General features: G+C 62.9%; 19 protein-coding genes. 14 read left to right on the top strand and 5 right to left on the bottom strand.

The features are described from left to right. Window positions 1-5 precede the first annotated feature (5 nt). From AB4O22_RS16300 to AB4O22_RS16290, 3 genes are all read left to right on the top strand, one after another. Window positions 6-527 (top strand): sigma-70 family RNA polymerase sigma factor, encoded by a 522-nt coding sequence (locus tag AB4O22_RS16300; protein ID WP_003200143.1) that lies wholly within the window; start codon window positions 6-8, stop codon window positions 525-527. Beyond that, window positions 524-1,483, top strand: a complete 960-nt coding sequence (locus AB4O22_RS16295; protein ID WP_003200145.1) for a FecR domain-containing protein — start codon at window positions 524-526, stop codon at window positions 1,481-1,483. Before AB4O22_RS16300 ends, AB4O22_RS16295 begins: the two co-directional genes overlap by 4 nt. 96 nt (window positions 1,484-1,579) lie before the next feature. Next, window positions 1,580-4,057: a TonB-dependent siderophore receptor gene (locus AB4O22_RS16290; RefSeq protein ID WP_460096741.1), complete on the top strand. Its 2,478-nt coding sequence runs from the start codon at window positions 1,580-1,582 to the stop codon at window positions 4,055-4,057. A gap of 42 nt (window positions 4,058-4,099) precedes the next feature. Here the strand turns inward: AB4O22_RS16290 and AB4O22_RS16285 are convergent, their stop codons facing one another. Together AB4O22_RS16285 and AB4O22_RS16280 are read right to left on the bottom strand one after the other, a co-directional pair. Beyond that, on the bottom strand, window positions 4,100-5,722 hold the full coding sequence (locus tag AB4O22_RS16285; protein WP_003200149.1) for an MFS transporter: 1,623 nt from the start codon (window positions 5,720-5,722) through the stop codon (window positions 4,100-4,102). Window positions 5,723-5,927: 205 nt separating this feature from the next. Further along, window positions 5,928-7,571 (bottom strand): GMC family oxidoreductase, encoded by a 1,644-nt coding sequence (locus AB4O22_RS16280; protein WP_038858847.1) that lies wholly within the window; start codon window positions 7,569-7,571, stop codon window positions 5,928-5,930. A gap of 130 nt (window positions 7,572-7,701) precedes the next feature. Between AB4O22_RS16280 and AB4O22_RS16275 the strand changes: the two genes are divergently transcribed. The 3 genes from AB4O22_RS16275 (at window position 7,702) to AB4O22_RS16265 (ending at window position 10,504) form a co-directional block, all read left to right on the top strand. Beyond that, window positions 7,702-8,586 (top strand): LysR family transcriptional regulator, encoded by an 885-nt coding sequence (locus tag AB4O22_RS16275; protein ID WP_003200152.1) that lies wholly within the window; start codon window positions 7,702-7,704, stop codon window positions 8,584-8,586. 132 nt (window positions 8,587-8,718) lie between these two features. Continuing rightward, window positions 8,719-9,090, top strand: coding sequence for a c-type cytochrome (locus AB4O22_RS16270; protein WP_003200154.1), 372 nt, complete (start codon window positions 8,719-8,721; stop codon window positions 9,088-9,090). Window positions 9,091-9,205: 115 nt separating this feature from the next. Further along, a complete protein-coding gene (locus tag AB4O22_RS16265; RefSeq protein ID WP_460097721.1) occupies window positions 9,206-10,504 on the top strand; it encodes a D-arabinono-1,4-lactone oxidase in 1,299 nt (432 codons plus the stop codon). Between the two features lie 82 nt (window positions 10,505-10,586). Here the strand turns inward: AB4O22_RS16265 and AB4O22_RS16260 are convergent, their stop codons facing one another. Next, a complete protein-coding gene (locus tag AB4O22_RS16260; protein WP_003200158.1) occupies window positions 10,587-11,531 on the bottom strand; it encodes a SphA family protein in 945 nt (314 codons plus the stop codon). Between the two features lie 206 nt (window positions 11,532-11,737). On the opposite strand from AB4O22_RS16260, the gene AB4O22_RS16255 reads away from it, so the two are divergent. The 7 genes from AB4O22_RS16255 (at window position 11,738) to AB4O22_RS16225 (ending at window position 21,423) form a co-directional block, all read left to right on the top strand. Beyond that, complete coding sequence (locus AB4O22_RS16255; protein ID WP_003200160.1) at window positions 11,738-12,781, top strand: AraC family transcriptional regulator; 1,044 nt, start codon at window positions 11,738-11,740, stop codon at window positions 12,779-12,781. 282 nt (window positions 12,782-13,063) lie between these two features. Next, window positions 13,064-13,681 (top strand): transcriptional repressor LexA, encoded by a 618-nt coding sequence (lexA, locus tag AB4O22_RS16250; RefSeq protein WP_013692700.1) that lies wholly within the window; start codon window positions 13,064-13,066, stop codon window positions 13,679-13,681. Beyond that, window positions 13,681-14,313, top strand: a complete 633-nt coding sequence (gene imuA, locus AB4O22_RS16245; protein WP_003200164.1) for a translesion DNA synthesis-associated protein ImuA — start codon at window positions 13,681-13,683, stop codon at window positions 14,311-14,313. The genes lexA and imuA overlap by 1 nt, the downstream gene beginning before the upstream one ends. A 7-nt stretch (window positions 14,314-14,320) precedes the next feature. Then, window positions 14,321-15,742 carry a Y-family DNA polymerase gene (locus tag AB4O22_RS16240; protein WP_003200166.1) on the top strand — a complete coding sequence of 474 codons (1,422 nt, stop codon included), beginning with the start codon at window positions 14,321-14,323 and terminating at the stop codon, window positions 15,740-15,742. Continuing rightward, window positions 15,718-18,816 (top strand): error-prone DNA polymerase, encoded by a 3,099-nt coding sequence (locus tag AB4O22_RS16235; protein ID WP_460105437.1) that lies wholly within the window; start codon window positions 15,718-15,720, stop codon window positions 18,814-18,816. The genes AB4O22_RS16240 and AB4O22_RS16235 overlap by 25 nt, the downstream gene beginning before the upstream one ends. Window positions 18,817-18,933: 117 nt before the next feature. Beyond that, window positions 18,934-21,045 (top strand): ATP-binding protein, encoded by a 2,112-nt coding sequence (locus AB4O22_RS16230; protein ID WP_460096739.1) that lies wholly within the window; start codon window positions 18,934-18,936, stop codon window positions 21,043-21,045. A 96-nt stretch (window positions 21,046-21,141) separates the two neighbouring features. Continuing rightward, window positions 21,142-21,423 carry a hypothetical protein gene (locus AB4O22_RS16225; protein WP_460096737.1) on the top strand — a complete coding sequence of 94 codons (282 nt, stop codon included), beginning with the start codon at window positions 21,142-21,144 and terminating at the stop codon, window positions 21,421-21,423. 192 nt (window positions 21,424-21,615) lie between these two features. Here the strand turns inward: AB4O22_RS16225 and AB4O22_RS16220 are convergent, their stop codons facing one another. Beyond that, on the bottom strand, window positions 21,616-22,137 hold the full coding sequence (locus AB4O22_RS16220) for a DUF4142 domain-containing protein (RefSeq protein ID WP_123351362.1): 522 nt from the start codon (window positions 22,135-22,137) through the stop codon (window positions 21,616-21,618). A 217-nt stretch (window positions 22,138-22,354) separates the two neighbouring features. Here AB4O22_RS16220 and AB4O22_RS16215 point away from each other — a divergent pair, with 217 nt between their 5' ends. Continuing rightward, on the top strand, window positions 22,355-22,591 hold the full coding sequence (locus AB4O22_RS16215; protein ID WP_003200175.1) for a YdcH family protein: 237 nt from the start codon (window positions 22,355-22,357) through the stop codon (window positions 22,589-22,591). A 73-nt stretch (window positions 22,592-22,664) separates the two neighbouring features. Here the strand turns inward: AB4O22_RS16215 and AB4O22_RS16210 are convergent, their stop codons facing one another. Then, window positions 22,665-23,528 (bottom strand): LysR family transcriptional regulator, encoded by an 864-nt coding sequence (locus AB4O22_RS16210; RefSeq protein WP_003200177.1) that lies wholly within the window; start codon window positions 23,526-23,528, stop codon window positions 22,665-22,667. Window positions 23,529-23,589 lie beyond the last annotated feature (61 nt).

The following is a 23,589-nucleotide window of genomic DNA, read 5'->3' as shown; positions in this document are numbered from 1 at the left end:
TTGCCATGTCCGCCAACGATCTGTCCCTACGCAGTGCTGTCGACGTTCTGTACAGTGATCATCATGGTTGGCTCCAGGGCTGGCTGCGCAAGCGTTTGGGCAACACCTTCGATGCCGCGGACCTTGCCCAGGATACGTTTGTGCGGGTCATCAAGGCGCGCACTGCGCTGGATATCCGTGAGCCACGACCGTACCTGTCGATGATCGCCAAAGGGCTGTTGATCGACCTGTTTCGCCGTCGCTCGCTGGAGCAATCCTACCTCGAAGTATTGGCGGCCATGCCGCAAGAGCAGCACCCCTCGCTGGAAGAGCAGGCAATCATGCTCCAGGCCCTGATGGAGATCGACCGCTTGCTCCTGGGGCTGGGGCCGCGGGTAAGGCAGGCGTTCATCCTGTCGCAGTTCGATGGCCTGACTTACCCGCAAATTGCCGAACGCCTGGGTGTCAGCGTACGCACGGTCAACAATCACATGGCCAAGGCCATGGAGCATTGCTGCCTGATGCAGATTCAACTGCAGCTTTCATGAACCTGCCCCCTGAAGAGTTGCACGCCATTCGCGTGGCGGCGCAGTGGTACGCCCGGCTGCATTCCGGTATCACCACCGACGCGGACCGGGCCGACTGGCGCGCCTGGCTGGCTGCCGATCCGCTGCACGGCCAAGCCTGGCAACGCATGGCGGCAGTGGCCGAGCAGATGGCAAGCGTACCGGGCGCCCTGGCCGCACCGACCTTGAGCGACGCCCACCATCGATCCCGCCGCCAGGTATTGCGTAGCGTTTTGCTGCTGACGTCCGCTGGCGGCCTGGGCTGGCTGGGCTGGCGCAGTCAGGCAAGCCAAAACCTGTTTTGCGATTACCGCACCGCCGTGGGCGAGCGTCGCGAGTTCCAACTGGCTGATGGCAGCACGGTCCTGCTCAACACCGATACCTCGATCAATGTTCGTTTCGATGGGAGGCAGCGGCTCGTGGAGTTGTTGCAGGGTGAGGTGCTTGTGACGACGGCGGTCGATCCCTTGCAGCGTCCGTTCAAAGTGGTGACGGGGCCGGTCGAGGTGCTTGCGCTGGGCACGCGGTTTATCGTCCGTGGTCAGGTGCGAGGCGGCGAAGTGGCGGTGCTGGAGAAAGCGGTCGAGGTGAGTCTGTCGGCGATGGGGTCAAGGAGGCGGGTCGAAGCCGGCCAGCGCCTGGATTTCAATGAGCGGTCGCTGGGCACGTTGCGGGGCAACGATGTGTCGGTCGGTGCCTGGCAGAAGGGCAGCATCATCGCCATTGACCGTCCCCTGGCGGCGCTGCTGGATGAACTGTCGCGCTATCGCCCCGGTGTGCTGCGCTGGGACCCGGCGATTGGCGACTTGAAGGTCTCCGGTGTGTTTCCTGTCGATAACACTGACCTCGCCCTGGCGGCGTTGGAGAGCGGCTTTTCGTTGCGGGTGACGCGCTACAGCCGATTCTGGGTCCAGGTCGCAGGTGGCGAGCGGCGGTGACGCTGTGTAATAAAAATATCCGCCCCTGCACTTTTCAGCCTCATCGTTCGGCTCTTCCTCAGTGAGTTTTTATCGACCGTTTTGGGGAGGGGAAATATGCCTTGGGTAAGCGCGCCAGGCCGTCTGGTGTTTGCAGTGAAAATCGGCTTGCTGGCTGTCACCACCGCCGGCGCCACGGCCGTGAATGCCAACCCGGTTCCAGGCGCCTCGGTGCAGCAGCGTTCGGTGCAGGCCTACGATATCGGCGCCGGCAGCCTGGTGGATGTGCTGACCCGTTTCTCCAGCGCCGCCGGTGTCGCCCTTTCGTTTGATGCCCGGCAACTGGAGGATCTGCAATCGCCCGGCCTGAGAGGTTCTTTCGGCGTGGCTGACGGCTTCGCTCGCGTTCTTGGCGGGAGCGGCCTGCAAGCTGAGCCCCAGGCCAACGGCACGTACGTGCTGCGCCGGTTACCTGCCAACGGTTCGGTCATGGAACTGGGAGCAACCAGCATCGAGGCACAGATGCTCGGGGCGACCACCGAGAACAGTGGTTCCTACACGACGGGCGCGGTGACCATCGGCAAGGGCGAGCAATCCCTGCGCGAAACGCCGCAGTCGGTGACGGTGATCACCCGCAAGATGCTCGATGACCAGAACCTCAACACCATCGATCAAGTGATGGAAAAGACCCCCGGCATCACCGTCTACGACTCGACCATGGGCGGCAAGTATTTCTATTCCCGTGGGTTCCGGATGTCCGGTCAGTATCAATACGACGGCGTTCCGCTGGACATGGGCAACAGCTATGTCCAGGCCGACAGTTTCAGCAGCGACATGGCTTATTACGACCGGGTCGAAGTCCTGCGCGGTGCCGCAGGGATGATGAAAGGCGCGGGCGGTACTTCCGGTGGCGTCAATTTTGTCCGCAAGCGTGGCCAGGCCACGGCCCAGACCGAACTCAGCCTCTCGGGCGGCACTTGGGACAACTACCGCGGGCAGGTCGATACCGGTGGCCCGTTGAATGATTCCGGCACCGTGCGGGGCAGGGCGGTGATCGCCGAGCAGAGCCGGCATTATTTCTACGACGATGCCCGGCGCAAGGACCAGATTTATTACGGTGCCCTGGATTTCGATCTGTCGCCCGACACGACGCTCGGCGTGGGCGTTGCCTATGAAGACGTTGATGCAAGCCCTTGCTGGGGCGGGCTTCCTCGCTACCGCGACGGCAGCGATCTGAAACTCAGCCGTTCCACTTGCCTGGATCCGTCGTGGAACACTTGGCGCAGCCAACGGACCACGGTGTTCAGCGATCTCAAGCATCAGCTCAATGACGACTGGGCGGTGAAGGTAGCCGGTGTCTATACGAAAAATACCCAGGACATCAAATACGCCTTTGCATCGGGTTCGGTGGCGCCAGGCACCTCGACCACCAACCTGCTGGGCAGCATGTACGACTACGACCAGGTCGATTACGGCCTCGACGCCTACCTGGACGGCAAGTTCGACGCCCTGGGGCAGCAACATGAATTGATCGTTGGTTTCAACGCCAGTCGTTCGGACAAGGATGACTTCTTCTCGGTGGCACTGCTGCCACAGAAGCAGAACGTGTTCGATCCGGATCGACATATTCCCGAACCGGACGACAGTTACTTCATCGAAAACTCGACGCGCGGTGGCCCGGTCAAGACCGTTACCCAGCAGCAAGGCATGTATTCGACCCTTCGCCTGAAACTGGCGGACCCGCTGACCTTTGTCGTCGGCAGTCGGGTGAGCTGGTACCGCTCCAAGACCGACTCGGTGTTCCTCACGGGTGGTTCGGAGCACGCCAAGAGCACGGAGACCGGCCAGGTCACGCCGTTTGCCGCCGTGCTGCTGGACCTCAATGAGCACCTGACGGCCTATGCCAGTTATTCGGATATCTTCACGCCCCAGGGCAACTATCGCTCCGAAAGCGGCGCGGCGCTCAAGCCCCTGGTGGGCGAGAGTTATGAGTTGGGGATCAAGGGCGAGTGGTTCGAGGGACGCTTGAACAGTGCTTTCAACCTGTTCCGCACGCTGCAGAAAGACCAGGCCCAGACCGACTACAACTCAAGTTGTGCGTCCTCGGACGGTTACTGCTATGAGAACGCCGGCAAGGTTCGCGCCCAGGGCTTCGAAGCCGAGATCAGCGGTGAAGTCATCGAGCGCCTGCAACTGCTTGCCGGCTACACCTACACCCAGACCAAGACCCTCAGCGACATAGACACCAGCCTCAACGGTGGTTCGTTCAACAGTTATGTGCCGCGTCATGTGCTGCGCCTGTGGGGCGATTATGCCCTCGGCGGAGCGTTCGAACGGTTCAGTGTCGGTGCCGGGGTCAATGCCCAAAGCGACAACTTCCGGGTATCGCCAGCGACGGGCGAGAAGATCACCCAGGCCGGTTATGCCGTGTGGAATGGCCGCGTCGGCTACCGCATCGATGACACCTGGTCGTTGGCCCTCAATGGCAACAACCTGTTCGACAAGCGCTACTACACCACCATCGGTACCGAGGGTTTCGGTAACTATTACGGTGAGCCGCGCAACTTCACCATGACCGTGAAGGCGCGCTTCTGATCCGCTGGCGAGGGCGCCAGTGCCCTCGCCACGGTTTCGTCCTCAGTTTTTATCCAGGTCCACGTTCCGGGTTTCCCGCAGGCAGATCATGCCCACCACCAGGCTCACCCCGGTGATCACCACCGGGTACCACAGCCCATAGAAAATATCCCCGGTGTAGACCACCAGGGCGAACGAGACGGTGGGCAGGAAGCCGCCGAACCAACCGTTGCCGATGTGATAGGGCAGGGACATGGAGGTGTAGCGAATGCGGGTCGGGAACAGTTCGACCATCAACGCTGCCAGCGGTCCGTAGCACATCGCGGAGATGATGATCAGCGCCACGATCAAGGCCACGATCATCGGCCGGTTGATCTGCTGGGTATCGGCCTGTTGCGGGTAGCCTGCCAGGGTCACGGCGCCGCGCAGGGCGGCTTCGTCGTACCCTTCGAGTTTCACGTCACCAACGCTGACCTGCACCGTGCTGCCGGCCGGGGCCGCGACGCTGCTGTAGGGCAGGCCTTGCTTGACCAGGAAGGTCTTGACCTTGTCGCAAGGGCTGTCGAAACGCGCCTTGCCCACCGGGTCGAACTGGAAGGTACAGGTTGCCGGGTCGGCGATCACGGTGATCGGTGCCTGGCGGCTCGCCTGGTCGATGGCCGGGTTGGCGTAGTGGGCCAGGGTCTTGAAGATCGGGAAGTACAGCGCGGTGGCCAGCAGCAGGCCGATCATCAGCACCGGTTTGCGCCCGACCTTGTCCGACAGCCAGCCGAAAAAGATGAAGAACGGTGCGCCGATCACCACGCTGACAATCAGCAAGCTGTTGGCCAGGGCCGGGTCCATCTTCAGGAACTGGGTGAGGAAAAACAGCACGTAGAACTGCGCGGCATAGAAGGTCACCGCTTGCCCGGCGTTGATGCTGAACAGGGCGATCAGCACCACCTTGAGATTCTCCCATTTGCCGAAGGATTCGCGGATCGGCGCCTTGCAGCACTTGCCTTCTTCTTTCATTTTCAGGAAGGCCGGCGACTCATGCAGGCTCAGGCGAATCCAGGTGGAGATGCCCAGCAGCAGGATCGACAGCAGGAACGGAATGCGCCAGCCCCAGACTTCGAACTGATCGCCGGTGAAGTAGCGACAGCCCAGCACCACCAGCAGCGACAGCAACAGCCCGAGGGTAGCGGTGGACTGAATCCAGCTGGTATGAAAACCGCGCTTGCCCATTGGCGCGTGCTCGGCAACGTAGGTCGCCGCGCCACCGTACTCACCGCCCAGGGCCAGGCCCTGGAGCATGCGCAACACCACCAGGATGATCGGCGCGGCGATGCCGATGCTGGCGTAGTTGGGCAGCAGGCCGACGCAGAACGTCGCCAGACCCATGAGGATGATGGTCGCCAGGAAGGTGTATTTGCGCCCGATCATGTCCCCCAGCCGGCCGAACACCAGTGCCCCGAATGGCCGCACGATGAAGCCGGCGGCGAACGCCATCAGGGCGAAAATGAACGCGGTGGTGTCGTTGACCCCGGCAAAGAACTGCTTGCTGATCACCGCCGCCAGGGCGCCATAGAGGAAAAAGTCGTACCACTCGAACACCGTCCCCAAGGACGAGGCGAAGATGACTTTCTGGGTTTCCTGGCTGGTGCCGACGCTGCGCGTGGCTTCCAGGGACTGAACATGCTCGGACATAGCGGTATCCCTCACAGTGATTGTTTTTGTTGTTCCACTGCGACGCCGGGGTGGCGTCTCCTGATTTGACACACTTTCCTTGAATCGACCCATCCCCTTGTGGGAGCGAGCTTGCTCGCGATAGCGGCGGCACATTCAACCTATGCGTGGCAGACAGACCGCTATCGCGAGCAAGCTCGCTCCCACAGGGGGGCTCTGCTGTTTTTCAGACCGTGGCCGGCTCCTTCTGGGGCGTGGTGATTCTTGTGTCTGCCTCAAGCATCATCTGCGCCGCCTTCTCGGCAATCATCAAGGTCGGCGAGCAGGTGTTGCCCGAGGTGATGCGCGGCATGATCGAGGCGTCGGCGATGCGCAGGCCCTTGATGCCGTGGACACGCAGTTGCGCATCCACCACCGCGTCGCGATCCTGGCCCATGCGGCACGTGCCGACCGGGTGGAAAATCGTCGTGCCAATCCGGGCTGCGGCCTGGTGCAGCTCCTCTTCGGTTTGCAGGCTGGGGCCCGGCAGGTATTCCACCGGTTTGAACGCGCTCAGGGCCGGGGCCGCGACGATGCGTCGGGTCAGGCGGATGGCGTCGGCGGCGACCCGCAAGTCTTCGGGATGGCTCAGGTAATTGGGTTGGATCAGCGGTGCTTCGTGCGGGTCGGGCGAACGAATGTCCACCCGGCCACGGCTTTGCGGGCGCAGGTCGCAGACCGATGCGGTGAACGCCGGGAAGCTGTGCAGCGGTTCGCCGAAGCGTTCCAGGGACAACGGTTGTACGTGGTATTCGAGGTTGGCCGAGGCCTGTTCCGGGCCCGAGCGGGCGAATGCACCGAGCTGGCTGGGGGCCATGGACAGTGGGCCGCTGCGGTCGTACAGGTAGCGCAGGCCCATGCCCATCTTGCCCCACAGAGTGCCGGCGATCTGGTTCAGGGTGCGGGCGTTTTCCAACTGGTAGATCAGCCGCAGTTGCAGGTGGTCCTGCAAGTTGCCGCCGACACCGGGCAGTTCATGGGTCACACCGATGCCCAGGCGTTGCAGCAGGTTGCGCGAGCCGATCCCGGAACGTTGCAGGATGCCCGGCGAGCCAACGGCTCCGGCGCACAGGACAATTTCCTTGCGGGCCTTGAAGGTCATGCCCTTGCCTTGCCAGCGCGCGCTGACGGCGTGGGCGCGGTCGTCACGCAGCAACACGCGGTCGACCTCGACGTCGGTCAATACCGTGAGGTTGGCGCGGTGGCGAATCGGCTTGAGAAACGCCTTGGCCGCGTTCCAGCGTACCCCGGCTTTCTGGTTGACCTGGAAGTAGCCGCAGCCTTCGTTGTCGCCGCTGTTGAAGTCGTCGACGTTGGGGATGCCGCTCTGTTCGGCGGCGCTGCGGAAGGCATCGAGAATCGGCCATGACAAGCGCTGGCGTTCGACCCGCCATTCCCCAGCGGCGCCGTGGAATTCGGACGCGCCGGCAAAGTGGTTTTCACTCTGGCGGAACAGCGGCAGCACATCGTTCCAGGCCCAGCCGGAATTGCCCTCGGCGGCCCAGCTGTCGTAGTCCGTCGCCTGGCCGCGCATGTAGATCATGCCGTTGATGGAGGAGCAGCCACCCAGGACCTTGCCGCGAGGGTAGCTCAGGGCGCGCCCTTGCAGGCCTGGTTGTGCTTCGGTCTTGAAGCACCAGTCGGTGCGTGGGTTGCCGATGCAGAACAGGTAGCCGACCGGGATGTGAATCCACGGATAGTTGTCGCGCCCACCGGCTTCGAGCAGCAGCACCCGGTGTTGCGGATTGGCCGACAGCCGATTGGCCAGCAGGCATCCGGCAGGGCCGGCGCCCACGATCACGTAATCGTATTCATCGACGACAGGTTGCATTCGCGACCTCATTCTTGTTTTTGTGGGATCCATCCTAGTTGTTAGTTTTCGTCAAAAGAATGTTAGTTTTTGCGCAGCGGCTGTGCGTTTATAAACAGTCATGCCTTCAGGCGCGTTCAAGGATCGCTTCATGTTCGACTGGAATGACCTGCGTTATTTCCTGGAGCTGCAACGCAGCGGACGTCTGCTGACGGCTGCACGGCGGCTGAACACCACCCACGCCACCGTGGCCCGGCACATCGAGGCCATCGAAAAAAGCCTGGGCTCCGCGCTGTTTGTCCAGCATGCCCAGGGCTATGAACTGACCCCGGCCGGCGAGACGCTGCTCAAGCACGCCGAAGCCATGGAAAACGTGGCGTTGCTGGCCCAGGAGGACATCACCCAATCCAGTGCGCCCCTGGGCAAGATCCGCCTGGGGGTGACCGAAGGGCTGGGCATCATGTTCCTCGCCAGTCGCATGGACGGGCTGTTCCAGCGTTATCCGGGGCTGGAAGTGGAACTGGTGGCGGTGCCGCGCTTTGTCAGCATCCTCAACCGTGAGGCGGAAATCAGCATTCACCTCGAACGCCCGGCGGCCGACCTGCTGGTCACCCGCAAACTCACCGACTACAGCCTGGCGCTGTACGCCAGCCAGGCCTACCTGGACCGCTCGCCAGCACTGCGCAGCCGCGAGGACCTGGCCCGCCACGCCTGGATCGGGTATGTCGATGACCTGCTGTTCAGCCAGGAACTGATGTTCCTCAACAGCTTCTGCCGCAACCCTCGGGTGGTGTTCCACAGCACCAGCGTCATCGCTCAGCAACAGGCCGCGCGCTCGGGCCTGGGGATCGCCGTGCTGCCTTGCTACATGGCCAGCGGCGACCCGACGCTGGTGCCGTTGCTGCCGGACGAAACCATCCGCCGCAGTTACTGGATCAGCACTCGTCGCGAACTGCACAAATCCGTGCGATTGCGGGTGCTGTGGGATTACGTGGTGCAGTTGTGCGAGCGTGAGCAGGGGCTGCTGTTGCCCTGAGCAAGCTCCCTCGCCAGGGTGCATATGTCCTGGCCGCCCAAGCCCCCTTTTATGGCCCCCAATGACCTCAAGCCGATGCAGTGGCGTGCCTTAGTGTTGACCCACAACAAAAGCGCCGCCGAGAGGGCCTCTATGCCGGCTACCACGCCTTCAACCGTGTTCCACTCAGCCTTCATCGTGCTGCTCGGCACCCTGCTCACAGGGTGCGGCGAAGAGGCCAAGCCGCCCGCGCCCACGGTGTTCACGGCCATGCCCAGCGATGCGGCGCTGGCCCAGGTCTACGACAGCAGCTGCAAGCTCTGCCACGCCAACCCCGCTGCCGGGGCGCCGTTGACCGGCGATACGAACGCCTGGGCGCCACGGGTGGCCCAGGGCGCCGACACCCTGCTGGACCACGCGATCAACGGCTACAACGGCATGCCGCCGATGGGCCTGTGCATGCACTGTTCCGAAGAGCAGTTCCTGGCCCTGATCGCCTTCATGTCCGGCCAACACTTCCAATAATAACTACGGGTACTACGGCATGACGATGGACTCCTCACGGCGCCGGTTGCTGCAACAGGCCGGTGTTGTCGCAGCCTTTACGGCCCTGGGCAGCCAGGGCGCCCTGGCCGAGCTGATGCGCGCGCCGCGGCTGATTCCATGGCGCAACTGGTCCGGTGCGCAGAGTTGCCTGCCGGCGGCGCGCCTGGCCCCCAAGGACCTCGATGAACTGGTGAGCGTGGTGAGACGCGCCGAAGGGCGGATTCGTCCGGTGGGTTCCGGGCATTCCTTCAGTGCCCTGGTGCCCACTGACGGCACCTTGTTGTCGCTGAGTTTTTTCAGCGGCCTGTTGGCTCATGATGCAGCCAGCCTGCAAGCCGAGTTCGGCGGCGGCACGCCCATGTCCCGCATGGGCCCGGCGCTCAAGGCCATCGGCCAGGCACTGCCGAACATGGCCGACGTGGATTACCAGACCCTGGCCGGTGCCATCGCCACCTCGACCCACGGCACTGGCAAGGCCTTCGGCTCGTACGCGTCCCAAGTGGTCGGCCTGCAACTGGTGACGGCCAGCGGCGCGGTCCTCGATTGTGATGCCCAGCGTCATCCTGAAGTGTTCAAGGCCGCTCGGGTGTCCCTTGGCGCGCTGGGGCTGGTGACCCGCGTGCGCCTGCAGAACCGCGCCGCCTATCGCTTGCGCGAGCACCAATGGATGGCGAAAACCGAGGAGTTGCTCGAAGACGTGGACACCAATACCCGGGACAACCAGCACTGGGAAATGCAGGTCGTCACCCATTCCGACTATGCGTTGTCGATCGCCCTGAACGAAACCACCGATCCGGCCACGCCGCCGATCAGCCCCGAGGAGGAGGGCGGCAACGAATTCGTCAGCCTGATCGAAAACCTCGACAAGTACGGCAGCGACTTTCCAGCGATCCGGCGAGCGCTGCTCAACAGCCTGCGGCTGGTGGCCGATTTCGACGACCGGGTCGGTGACTCCCATGACATCTATGCCAACGCTCGCACCGTGCGCTTCAACGAGATGGAGTACTCGGTGCCGGCCGAACACGGCCCGGCGTGCCTGCGGGAGATTCTGGCGCTGATCCGCGACAAGGACCTGCGCACCTGGTTTCCCATCGAATACCGCTACGTGAAGGCCGACGACATTGCCTTGAGCATGTTTGAAGGCCGGGACAGTTGCTCGATCTCGGTGCACCAGCATTACCAGATGGACCATCACAATTTCTTTGCCGCCATCGAGCCGATCTTCTGGAAATACCAGGGTCGTCCGCATTGGGGGAAATTGCATTCCCTGAACGCCAAGGCGCTCCAGGCGCTGTACCCGCGCTGGACGGAATTCACCGAGGTGCGTCAGGCGCTGGACCCCAGCGGCAAGTTCCTCAATGGGCATCTTTCATCGATTCTGGGTTTGAGCTGAAGGAAGAACCTGTGGGAGCGAGCCTGCTCGCGAAGCAGGCGACTCGGTCTTATGACAAAACAAGCGGTATGGCTGCATCCATTCAAAACGCAAACGGAATACTGACCTTGGCCCAGAGCATTTCGCCCTCGGTGCGGTTCTCCACTGCAAATTCCTTGGCCCAGCGGATTTCGGCGCTGGCGTACTTGAGGAAGGTCAGGTGCAGCGCCGGGCCGATGGCGAAGACCTGGCCGCGCACACCATCGTCGACGTCCTGCCCGGCGAATTGCACGGTGCGGCCGTACTGTTTGTCGTCGGTGGTCTGTTTGAGGTAGTAGCCGTTGAGCCCCAGCATCACGTTGTCGGTCAGGCGGTAGCTGGCGGAATAATCGAAGTGGAAAATCTGCCCCGAACGGTAGTCGGTGTCCTTGTTCTTGCGGTTGAAGCTGTAGGTGGTTTTCATCGACACCTCGGTGTTTTCCGTGGGCAGCCAGGTGAAGGAAAACAGCGGCTTGTAGGTGTAGAAATTGTTGCTGGTATTGGCCAGTCGATCGGTGCTGTATTCGCCGGTCGGCACGGTGATTTCCACCGCCGCGGCCAGGGTCAGGTTCTTGCCCATGTCCCAGAGCACGATGGGCGAAATCGTGGTGTCGCCCATGCCCTCGCGGGTGTCATGCAGGCCGAACACCGAGACTTCCTGCTTGAGCCACGGCTGGGCGATGTAGATCCCCAGGCGCCCACCGGCCACCCGCAACGGGCTCAAGTAATCGATGCGCGGGATCACCGCCGTGGATTCGATTTCGACATTCGGCACTTCGCCGCCCAACGAACTGATGTTGAGCTTCCGGGCCTTGTAGTGGTTGTAGTAGACGTTGAACGCAACCATGTTGTCCGGAAGGCTGTCGACCTCCAGCGGCAGCATGAAGAAGCCATCTGTACCGGGGCCGATGTTGTCGACCCCGGCTTCGGTAGCCAGGGCCGGCAAGGCACTGGCGCAGGCCAGGCCGAGGGTCAATTGCAAGGCGAGTGTCGTGCGGATCGGGTTCATGTGGGGGCTCATTATTATTGTTGGTGATGCACCGAAAGTCCGAGCCATACAAATAAGCCGTTCGCCGCCAACAGGGCAGGGTATTGGCGGCCATACAGGGGACTTGGGCGGCCAGATTTTTGTGCCCCTCGATCCGCTGGGGCATGCTAACTTTGTGAAACAACCGGTTACAAAAACGCCACCTAACGTGCTCCGGAACCCGCCCCATGCAGATGAAAGTCATCGACCCGACCTATGAATTGGCGCTGGTATCGCCATTCCTGCTGCAGACCCTGGCCGAAGTGGTGGCGGACAAAGGCTTCGATGCCGCCAGCCTGTGTCGCGGCCTGGGGTTCGGCCTCGATGATCTGCAAGATCCCGCCCAGCGCATTTCCTACCGCCAGGCCGTGGTCATGATTCAACGGGCGCTCAAGCTGTTACCCGACCAGGGGCTGGGGTTGTGGGTGGGCGACCGCAACGTGCTTGGCACCCTCGGCCTGTTGGGCCACGTCTTATCGCTGTGCGAAACCCTGCGCGATGCCTTCGCCCTGGGCGTCCGTTACCAGCACACTAGCGGCGGCATCGCCGTGGCCAGCGTCGAAGAAGCCACTGACCGGATCATGGTCGAGGCGATCTGCCGCCTGCCTTTCGCCGAGATCCAGGTGTTTGCCGTGGAAGAGTTCTTCGCCAGCCTGATGGTCTATGGCCGGGCGCTGGCGGGGCCCGACTTCAAGCCCCAGGCCGTGGAGTTCATGCACGCCGCGCCGTCCTATGCCCAGCAATACCAGCGGATTTTGGGACCGGATGTGCACTTCGGTTGCCGACACAATCGCATGCTGATCGACGTGCGCTGGCTGGATATGCGTTTGCCCAATCACCACCCGTTGGCCCTGCGCCAGGCATTGGCCTTGCTGGAGCAGGAGGCCACCGAGGTACACCAGAAAATCGATCTGATCCAGACCGTGGAACGGGCGATTGCCCGGGACCTGACCCGGGGCAGCCATATCGAGAAAATCGCCAGCGATCTCAACATGAGCAGCCGCACTCTGCGTCGGCGCCTGACCGAACACAACCTGACCTTCGAGGCATTGCTCGAACAAGTGCGCCGTGGCCGGACCCTGAACCTGTTGGCCAACCCTGGACTGTCCATCGAGCGCATCACTGAAGAAGTCGGCTATAGCGATGTGCGCAGTTTTCGCCGGGCGTTCCGACGCTGGACAGGCATGAGCCCGAGCGCATTTCGCAACGAGAGCGCCGACGCCCGGCTCTAAGGATATGTCCAAACAGTATTTCTCAAGCCGTGTGGGAAGCGACCTGACAGTCGGCCTGGTTCTGCAGCCGTACCTCGATCCAACTGTGGGAGCAAAGCTTGCTCGCGATGGCGGTGGGTCAGCCTCCATGGATGTCGAATGGCCTGATGCCTTCGCGAGCAGGCTCGCTCCCACAAGGTAATGCTGTTCACTTGAGGAAAAGTGTTGATACCTGTGGCCAGAGATTGCTCCCGCTGTGAACTGACTGGCGGCGCTTGTCAGAAAAATCCTTAAAGAGTACAAATGTACTCCATGACGACTCTCACTCCCCGCCGTACCGCCATCCTGACTTTCATCCGCGAACGCATCGCCGATCAGGGCCAGCCTCCCAGCCTCGCTGAAATCAGCGAGGCGTTTGGTTTTGCCTCCCGCAGTGTGGCGCGCAAGCATGTGCTGGCGCTGACCGAAGCCGGTTTCATCGAGGTCAATCCGCACCAGGCCCGGGGCATTCGCTTGCTGAACCAGCCACCACGACCCGAGTTGCTGGACGTGCCGGTGCTGGGGCGAGTGGCCGCCGGGCTGCCGATTGGTGCCGATGCCGAGGTCCACAGCCGCCTGATGCTGGACCCGGCGATTTTTACCAAGGCGCCGGATTACCTGCTGCGGGTCCAGGGCGATTCGATGATCGAGGACGGCATTCTCGACGGTGACCTGGTGGGCGTGCAGCGCACACCGCAGGCCGCCAACGGCCAGATTGTCGTGGCGCGTCTGGACGGTGAAGTCACCATCAAGCGCTTCGAGCGCATTGGCGAGCGGGTTCGTTTGTTGCCGCGCAACCCGGCCTACCAGCCGATCATCGTCGAGGCCGATCAGGACCTGGCGATAGAAGGGGTGTTCTGTGGCTTGGTGAGGCAAGGCTGATGGGCGCCGTCGTTGCGCTGGACACGCTGTTCAACGGCGGCCAGGTCTGGAAGGGTCGGCCTGCGCCGCCAGCCGCCAGCCCGCAACCCACCGGCCATGCGGCGCTGGATGCGGCGTTGCCCAGTGGTGGCTGGCCGGAGGCGGCGTTGACGGAACTGCTTATCGCCGCGCCGGGCGTGGGTGAGTTGCAACTGGTGTGGCCGACCCTGGCGCGGCTGTCGGCGGCGGGGGAGCGGATCGTGCTGGTGGCGCCACCGTTCGTGCCCTATCCCCAGGCCTGGCAGAACGCTGGCGTCGACCTGCAACAGTTGTCGGTGATCCGCGCCGATGAGCGCGATGCCCTGTGGGCCACCGAACAGTGCTTGCGTTCGGGCAGTTGTGGCGCGGTCCTGTGCTGGCCCCGCCAGGCGGACGACCGGGCCTTGCGCCGTTTGCAAGTGGCGGCGGAAACCGGCCAGACCCTGGCATTCGCCTGGCGCTCGATCCAGGAGGCCATCAACCCGTCGCCGGCGGCGCTGCGCATCGCCATCGATACCCGGCCGGCGCAGTTGCGCGTGCTCAAATGCCGCGGCGGGGTGGCTCGTTCGGCGCCGATTGCCTTTGCCACGCTCGCCCCACAAACCGGGCATTGAGGTTGCGATGCGCTGGGTCTGTATTCTCTTCCCGCAATTGGCGCTGGACGCCGCGCTGCGTCAGCGCCCCGATCCCGACCAGCCCCTGGCATTGCTGACCGGTCCGGCACAGCGTCGGGTGCTGCAAGCGGTGAATGCGCCGGCACGGGCTCTGGGCTTGCGTCCCGGCCAGACCATGACCGCCGCCCAGGCCTTGAGCAAAGGCTTTGCCACCGCCGAATACGACGCGGCGCAAATCGAACACTGGCAACAGTTCCTGGCGGCCTGGGCCTACCGTTTCAGCTCCCAGGTCAGCGTGCATTACCCGCGTACGCTGCTGTTCGAGATCGAGTCGAGCCTGGGCCTGTTTGGCCCCTGGCCGGTGTTCGAGGCGCGCTTGCGGACCGAGCTGACCGAGCTGGGTTTTCGTCATCGCATCGTCGCCGCGCCCAATCCGGTGGCGGCGCGGGTGTTGGCCAATGCCTATGACGCCCTGGTGGTGCCCGACGCCGAGACCTTGCAACAATGCCTGGGAGACATGCCCGTGGAGCGGATCGGCCTGGAACCCGAGGTCGCCACGGCGCTGTCGCGCATGGGCCTGCGCCGTCTGAGCCAGGTCCAGGCCTTGCCCCGGCAGACCCTGGCTCGGCGCTTCGAGGCCCAGGTGCTCAAGCACCTCGACGCGCTGACGGGCAGTCGCACCCTGGCGCTGTCGTTCTACCTGCCGCCAGACCGTTTCGATGTGCGCATCGAACTCAACTACGACGTTCAGTCCCATCAGGCGCTGCTGTTTCCGTTGCGCCGGCTGACCGGTGACTTGTCGGCCTTCCTGTGCGGTCGCGACAGCGGCGTGCAGCGCTTCGACCTGCACCTGGAGCACGCCGGTTTGCCGGACACGCTGATCAAGGTCGGCTTGCTCAGCGCCGAACGGGACCCTGCGATGCTCTTCGAACTGGCCCGCGGTCGCTTGGAACAGGTGCAGGTCGCGGCCCCAGTGCGGGGTTTTCGCTTGTGTGCCGAGGACCTGCCGAGTTTCGTGCCCCAGCGCCTGGAGCTGTTCGACGAGCGCCCGCAACAGTCCTTGCCCTGGGAGCAACTGCGCGAACGCCTGCGGGCGCGGCTGGGGGATGACGCGGTGCAGGGCCTGGGGTTTCGCGATGACCATCGACCTGAATGCGCCTGGCAAATGACACCGCAACCCCGGCCCCAGGCCTGTCCGGTGCGCGCTGGCGTGCAGCGTCCCGGCTGGCTGCTGAATGAAGCCCAGCTGCTGCAGGACAGCCAGGCGCGAATCCTCATGGGCCCGGAACGCATCGAGACCGGTTGGTGGGACGGCGCCGACGTACGCCGTGACTACTACCTGATCGAAACCCGCAGCGGACAACGTGGCTGGGCCTATCGAACGGTGGGCGAGGGCGGGCCGTTGTGGCTGCAGGGCTGGTTCGCATGAGCGTCGAGTATGCAGAGCTGCATTGCCTGTCGAACTTCAGCTTCCAACGCGGCGCCTCCAGTGCCCTGGAGCTGTGTCGTCGGGCCAGGCAAGAGGGCTACCAGGCCCTGGCGATCACCGATGAATGCACACTGGCTGGAATCGTCCGGGCCTGGCAGGCGGCCAAGGAACTGGAACTGCAACTGATCGTCGGCAGCGAAATCCAGGTCGAGAACGGCCCGAAGCTGGTGTTGCTGGTGGAAAACCTGGAGGGCTATCAAGCCTTGTGCCGGCTGATCACCCGCGCCCGACGTCGCAGCGAGAAGGGACACTATCGCATTGTGCGAGAGGACTTCGACCAGCCCTTGTCGGGGCTGCTGGCGTTGTGGATAGCCGAGGGCAAAGACGCCGAGGAACATGGCCGTTGGCTCCAGTCGATCTTTGCCGGGCGCCTGTGGCTGACGGTCCAGTTGCATTGTGGACAGGACGACCGCCGTCGGTTGGCAGACTCGTTGGCGCTGGCCGAGCGCTTGGATCTTCCAGTTGTGGCCAGTGGCGATGTGCACATGCACGTGCGCGGCCGTCGTGCCCTGCAGGACACCATGACCGCCATCCGCCACCACGTCACGGTGGCCGAGGCTGGCCAGCGCCTGCACCCCAACGGCGAGCGCCACCTGCGCAGCCGCAAGGATCTGGCCGATCTCTACCCGCGGGCCTTGCTCGACGAAACCCTGAACATCGCCCGGCGCTGCACCTTCGATCTTGGCCAACTGCGTTACCAATACCCCCGCGAGCTGGTGCCCGAGGGGCATGACCCGGCGTCCTGGCTGCGGGAACTGACTGAGCGCGGCATGCGCGAGCGGTGGAAGGATGGCGCGACAGACAAAGTGCGGGCACAGATCGACAAGGAGCTGAGCCTGATCGCCGAGCTGGGCTATGACAGTTATTTCCTCACCGTACAGGACATCGTCAGCTTCGCCCGCAGCCGCCATATCCTTTGCCAGGGGCGTGGTTCGGCGGCCAACTCGGCAGTGTGCTACGCCCTGGGTATCACCGAAATCGACCCCAGCCTTACCAGCCTGTTGTTTGAACGCTTCCTGTCCCGGGAGCGCAACGAGCCGCCGGATATCGACGTCGATTTTGAACACGACCGTCGCGAGGAAGTGCTGCAGTACGTGTTCCAGCGCTACGGTCGTCATCGTGCGGCATTGACGGCGGTGGTCAGCAGTTACCACGGCGCCGGCGCGGTGCGCGATGTGGCCAAGGCCCTGGGGCTGCCGCCGGACCAGGTCAACGCCCTGGCCGATTGCTGTGGCCGCTGGAGCGACGAGGCGCCGCCAGTGGAGCGCCTGCGTGAAGGCGGCTTCGACCCGGACAGCCCGGTGTTGCGCCGGGTCCTGAGCCTGACCCGGCAATTGATCGGTTTCCCTCGGCATTTGTCCCAGCACCCTGGCGGCTTCGTGATTTCCGAGCAGCCCCTGGACACCCTGGTGCCGGTGGAAAACGCCGCCATGGCCGAACGCACCATCATCCAGTGGGACAAGGACGACCTGGATGCGGTCGGGCTGCTCAAGGTGGACATCCTGGCCCTGGGCATGCTCAGTGCGATTCGTCGCTGTTTCGATTTGATCGAGCACTACCGGGGCCAGCGCTACGCCCTGGCGTCGCTGCCCCAGAATGATCGGGCGACCTACGAAATGATCAGCCGCGCCGATACTATCGGTGTGTTCCAGATCGAGTCCCGGGCGCAGATGTCGATGTTGCCCCGGCTGAGGCCCAAGACGTTCTACGATTTGGTCATCGAAGTGGCGATTGTACGGCCCGGGCCGATCCAGGGTGGGATGGTGCATCCGTACCTGCGGCGCAGAAACAAAGAAGAGGCGGTGACTTATCCCTCTGAAGCGTTGAAGCAAGTGCTCAACCGCACCCTGGGTGTTCCCTTGTTCCAGGAGCAGGTCATGCAGATCGCCATCGTTGCGGCCGATTACACCCCGGGTGAAGCAGACCAATTGCGTCGCTCCATGGCTGCCTGGAAACGTCACGGTGGGTTGGAGCCTCATCGGGAACGCCTGGCGCAGGGGATGAAGAAAAACGGCTACACCGCTGAATTCGCCGCGCAAATCTTCGAACAGATCAAAGGCTTCGGCAATTACGGTTTTCCCGAATCCCATGCCGCCAGTTTCGCCTTGCTGACCTACGCCAGCAGTTGGCTCAAATGCCACGAACCGGCCGCGTTCGCTTGTGCCCTGATCAACAGTTGGCCCATGGGGTTCTACAGCCCGGACCAGATCCTCCAGGATGCCCGCCGGCATCAACTGTCGATCCGCCCGGTGGACGTGCGTGCCAGCGATTGGGATTGCAGCCTCGAGCCCATGGAAGGCCGACAACCGGCGATTCGCATGGGGCTGCGCATGGTCAAGGGCTTTCGCGAAGAGGATGCCCGCCGTATCGAAGCGGCCCGCCGGCATCGGCCCTTCAGCGACGTGGCCGACTTGGGCGAGCGCGCGCAGCTCGATGCCCGGGCCCAGGCGCAACTGGCCGACGCCGGTGCCTTGCAGGGTTTGGCCGGTGATCGCCATCGTGCCCGCTGGGAAGTGGCCGGGGTGCAGAAGCAACTGGGCTTGTTCGCCGGTTTGCCCAGTCAGGAGGAACCACCCGTGGCCCTGCCAAAACCCACGCTGGGGGAAAACCTGTTTGCCGATTACACCACGCTCGGCACGACACTGGGCCCTCATCCACTGGCCCTGCTGCGTCCCGAACTGCGCGCCCGCCGCTGCCGCAGTTCACGGGAGTTGCAGGATGTGGAGCATGGGCGCAATGTCAGCGTCGCCGGGTTGGTCACCGGCCGCCAACGCCCGGGCACGGCCAGCGGTGTAACCTTCGTCACCCTGGAAGATGAATTCGGCAACCTCAACGTGGTGGTCTGGCGCGACTTGGCCGAACGCCAGCGCAAGACCTTGGTGGGCTCGCAATTGCTCAGGGTCGACGGGCGCTGGGAAAGCGTCGGCGAGGTCCGCCACTTGATCGCCGGGCGCCTGAGCGACCTGACCGAGTTGTTGGCGGGTATCCAGGTGCATAGCCGTGATTTCCGCTGAATCCGCAAACAGGATCCTCCCATGAAACCAAACGCCAACCCAGCGCTCGAAGCACTGATCGCAAGGGATTTGTGTAATGCCGACTCCCTGCAGGCATTTTGAGGTTCAGAATCGACCATGCAGTTTCTATCCCAAAATCACGGGTGCCCTGGATGGGGCGGTGAAATGGCCGGGCGTATCCGGGCGTTCGATTGGAGCCGGACCGAGTTGGGCGCCATCGAGCACTGGTCCGCCAGCCTGCGCAGTGCCGTTCAGTTGTTGCTGGCTTCGCCCTTGCCGATGGTGATGTTGTGGGGCCGCCAGGGCTTCATGATCTACAACGATGCCTATGCCGAGTTCGCCGGTGGCCGTCATCCCTACCTGCTGGGGTGCGCGGTGGAGTTGGGTTGGCCGGAGGTCGCCGAATTCAATCGGCATGTGCTGGACGTCTGCCTGGCCGGCGGCACCTTGTCCTACCGCAGCAAAGAGTTGGTCCTGCTGCGCGATGGCAAGCCTGAAGATGTGTGGATGGACCTCTATTACAGCCCGGTGCCCGATGACGACCAGTCCCCGGCGGGCGTGCTGGCGATTGTGGTGGAGACCACCGAGCTCGTGTTGACCGAGCGCGCCCGGCAAGAGGCCGAACGCAGTTACCGGGCCGTCAATGAGCGCATCCAGTTGGCCCTCTCGGCCGGACCATTGCTGGGGTCGTTCGTCTGGGATATCCAGGCCGACACCCTGTCGGGCGATGAGCGTTTCGCCCGTACCTTCAACTACCCGCCAGACTGTTCGCTGGACGCACTGCCCATCGAAATTGCCCGCCAGCGCATCCACGCCGATGACCTCGAAGAGGTCAACCAGCGGGTCGAACTGACCTTGCGCACGGGCATCCCCTACAGCGCTGAATATCGAGTGCGCCGCGTGGGCGGTGATTACCTGTGGGTGCTGGCCAGCGGTCGCTGCGAATTCGATGCCACGGGCAAGCCCCTGCGTTTTCCAGGTGTGCTGATTGACATCAATGAACGCAAGACAGCCGAAGCTTCGCTGCTCAAATTCACCCGCGACCTGGAACAGCGGGTCGCCGATGAGGTGCAGGCGCGGCTGGCGGCAGAAGAGCAGTTGCGTCAGTCGCAAAAGCTCGAGGCCATTGGCGGTCTCACTGGCGGCGTGGCCCATGACTTCAACAACCTGCTGCAAGTGATTGCCGGCAATCTGCACTTGCTGGCCCGCCACGAGCGGGACAACGCCAACGTGCAACGGCGGGTCAGTGCCTCCATCGAAGCCGTGGAACGGGGGGCCAAGTTGTCATCGCAGTTGCTGGCTTTTGCCCGGCGCCAGCCATTGTCACCGGCGGTCTACAACCCACGACGCATCTACGATGGCATGGGTGAACTGCTGCAGCGGGCCTTGGGCGAAACCATCCAGATTGAAGTGAGCCTGCCCCAGGAGCCCTGGTGCATCCACGTCGATCGCAATCAACTGGAAAACGCCCTGTTGAACCTGGCGATCAATGCTCGCGATGCCATGGGCGGCGAGGGCACCATCCGCCTGATCGGTGAGAACATCGGACTCGATGAAGCGTTCTGTGCCGGCAAGGGGATCCCGGCCGGCGACTACGTCCGGCTGTCGGTGATCGACCGCGGTGCCGGCATGCCGCCCGACATCCTGAAGCAGGTGTTCGAACCGTTTTTCACCACCAAGACCGATGGCCAGGGCACCGGGCTTGGACTGAGCATGGTGTTCGGGTTCGTCAAGCAAAGTGGCGGCCATATCGAGATCTCCAGCGACCTGGGCGAGGGCACGCGGGTACGGATGTATTTCCCTCGAAGCCTTGCGCCCGAAGCGGGGGAAACCGAGCAACACGACGTGCTTCAGTGCGGCAGGCAAGAGACGATCCTGGTGGTGGAGGACAACGAAGAGGTGCGCAGCGCGTCGGTGGAACTGTTGGAACAGTCTGGTTATCGGACCCTCACGGCCGTCAACGGTGATGAGGCGATGAAGCTGCTGCTGGAAGGCATCTCGGTCGACTTGATCTTCACCGACGTGGTCATGCCCGGCTTGATCAAGAGTTCCGACCTGGCCGCCTGGGCCAAGGTGCAGAACCCGCCGGTTCCGGTGCTGTTCACCTCGGGACACACCCGGGACATCATCTCCCGGAACCATCAACTGAGCCCCGATACCCATTTATTGAGCAAACCCTACGGCCCGGACGCGCTGACCCGGATGGTGAGGAGTGTGCTGGGCGGCTGATCGCGGCGCTGCAAACAAATGGAACCGAAGCCGTCGCGTCACCTTCGAATGTTCAAGACCGGTCATCCATCCGGCCCTGCCATGAACGAGGTGCCCATGAACGACGATCCCGCAACCACCCAGCAACAAGGCCAGGCGCAGACACCGTCCCCCCGTAACGATCCGGCCATCGACCCCCAAGTCCCGGACAAGCCTGCGAGCGCCCAGCCAGTCAGCCCTGCCGGAACGGACCAGGCCCAAAGCGGCGCCACTGAGGTCGATCAGAAGCATCATCATCAGGACAATGACAACACCTTCAGTCCCGGCTTCAAGTCTGAACCGGATCGGCCGAAATCTGGCGAGGATACTGACGCTGATATCGACACCGATGGTGGCTAGCCCCTGAAGGATGTGCGACACCGAGCCATTGTGGGAGCGAGCTTGCTCGCGATGACTGTGGCAAATTCGCCATCCCTGTGACTGAAACACCGCTATCGCGAGCAAGCTCGCTCCCACAGGGGGCGCTTCGAGAAAACGGCGCTTCCCTTCCAAGGGAGGCGCCGTTTTTCCTTGAGTGAGCAGTGTCTCGCTCTACTTGCTTGGATGCGCAGCCTGAAGTTTCTTGGCGGCATCCAGGTGATGTTGCAGATCCGGCAGCATCTTCTGGGCGAACGCCTTGAGTTCGGTATTGCCAGCCTTCTTGTCGTCGGTAACGGTATCGGCTTCTTTCTTGAACAGGGCGATGGTTTCTTCGTGGGCCTTGACCTGGTTGTTGGCGTAGGCCGCATCAAAAGACTCATCGCGCACGTCGAGAATCTTCGCCTTGGCTTTTTTCATCAGCGTGGTGTCGTCGGGTACTTCGATGTCATGTTTTTGCGCCAGGGCTTTCAGCTCTTCGTTGGCCTTGGTGTGGTCGGTGATCATCTTGTTGGCGAACGCCTTGATGTCCGCCGATTGGCTTTTTTCCAAGGCCAGTTTGCTGGTCTCGATTTCTGCAATGCCGCCGGCCGCCGCGTTGTCGACAAAGTCGTTGGAAGTCGCGGCCCATGCCATGCCCATGCTGGTACTCAGGGCAACTGCCAGGCCGAGTTGACGCAGGGTAAATCTGTCCATAGGTAAGTCTCCACACAAGTTGAACGAGCGACTCTTGTCGTCTCTGAGCAATGGAGGGTGGGGTACAGGCAAAGGTTTGATCGCCAAGCGATCCGGTACGACGAACGGTCACCGCTGGTCGGATTGGCGGTCGACAGAACCCTGTCGAGGAGGCCATCCTGATAATCGACGGGTGCCGCAAGGGCGCCTGCCACCGACCCATCGAAGGAGGTGCTCCATGCCGGTGTCCCACGATTTGTGCCAGGATCTCAAATGCACAAAAGACCACATCCAGCAAAAACGCAGCGAGAATCCAAGGCTCGACTCGTTAATTCAAAAATACTCCCAACTTGATGCCGAGGTGGTCGAAGCCGAGAAACCGTCCTCCGGCGCGCTGTCCGACGATGCTTTGGAGACGCTCAAGAAGAAGCGATTGCTGGTCAAGGACGAGATCGTGGCTCAGATGCAGCGCTAGCCTCGGGACCGAACCTGTGAAGGCCCTTCGTGTTGCGAAGGGCTTTTTGGGCGAGGCCCTCACTCTCATAAACTCAGGTCAATGGATCCCAGCGCTGCGACCAGTCGCTGCCGGTCTTGACGATCTCTCGCAACACCTCGAATGCCTGCTGCAACGCTGCTGAATCCCGATCGCGGGAGTAGACCAGGTAAGTGGGGTAGTTGAATTCCGGTGCCTTGGGCACCCGTTCCAGGATGCCGCTGTCCAGGTAGCTCTGCACGACCCGGGTGCGGAAGTAACCGCTGCCGCCGTTTTCCAGGATGTACTGCAAGGCCAGGGGACCGAGGTTGAAGGTCACGGCGGCCTTGGCCTTGTCCGGTAGCGCGGTGTCGTGTTGGCGGCGGAAGTCAGCACTCCAGTCGATGTACACGTAGGGTTCGGGACGGGCGGCCAGGCGTACCAGGATGAGTTTTTCTTCCAGCAGCTGTTCTACCTGCAGGCGCGGCCAGTATTCGGGTTGATACACCACCGCCGCGTCCAGCAGCCCCAGCTCCAGCTGTTGCAGCAGTTTCTCGCCGTCGCGGATGTCCATGCGCAGGGCATGGCCGGGAATTTTCTGGCGCAGTTCGCCGGCCCAGGCGAGCATCAAGGGATTGCACAGGCTGACCTCGCCTCCCAGGTGCAAGACGTTGCGATAACCCTCGGGCAGTGGCAGGTCCCGGCGGGCTGCTTCCCAGGTCTGCACGAGCTGGTTGGCGTAGACCACAAACGCCTCGCCGTCGCTGGTCAAGCGCGCGCCGGCACGGTTGCGCACGAACAGCGCGCAGCCGAGCTGGCTTTCGAGCTTCTGCACCCGGGCGGTGATCGCCGTCTGGGTCACGTGCAGCTTTTCGGCCGCAGCAGCGAGGCTGCCGTGGCGGACGATTTCCAGGAAGGTGCGGGCGAGGTCGATGTCCATGTTCAGGCCGATACGGGGGAAGCGGGCATTGTAAGAGCTGCCGCGCCTCGCCGATACCGGG

The organism is Pseudomonas sp. S3_B11 (assembly GCF_054667715.1).
Note: the sequence above shows the minus strand (reverse complement) of the source record. Positions and strands in the feature narration are given on the sequence as shown.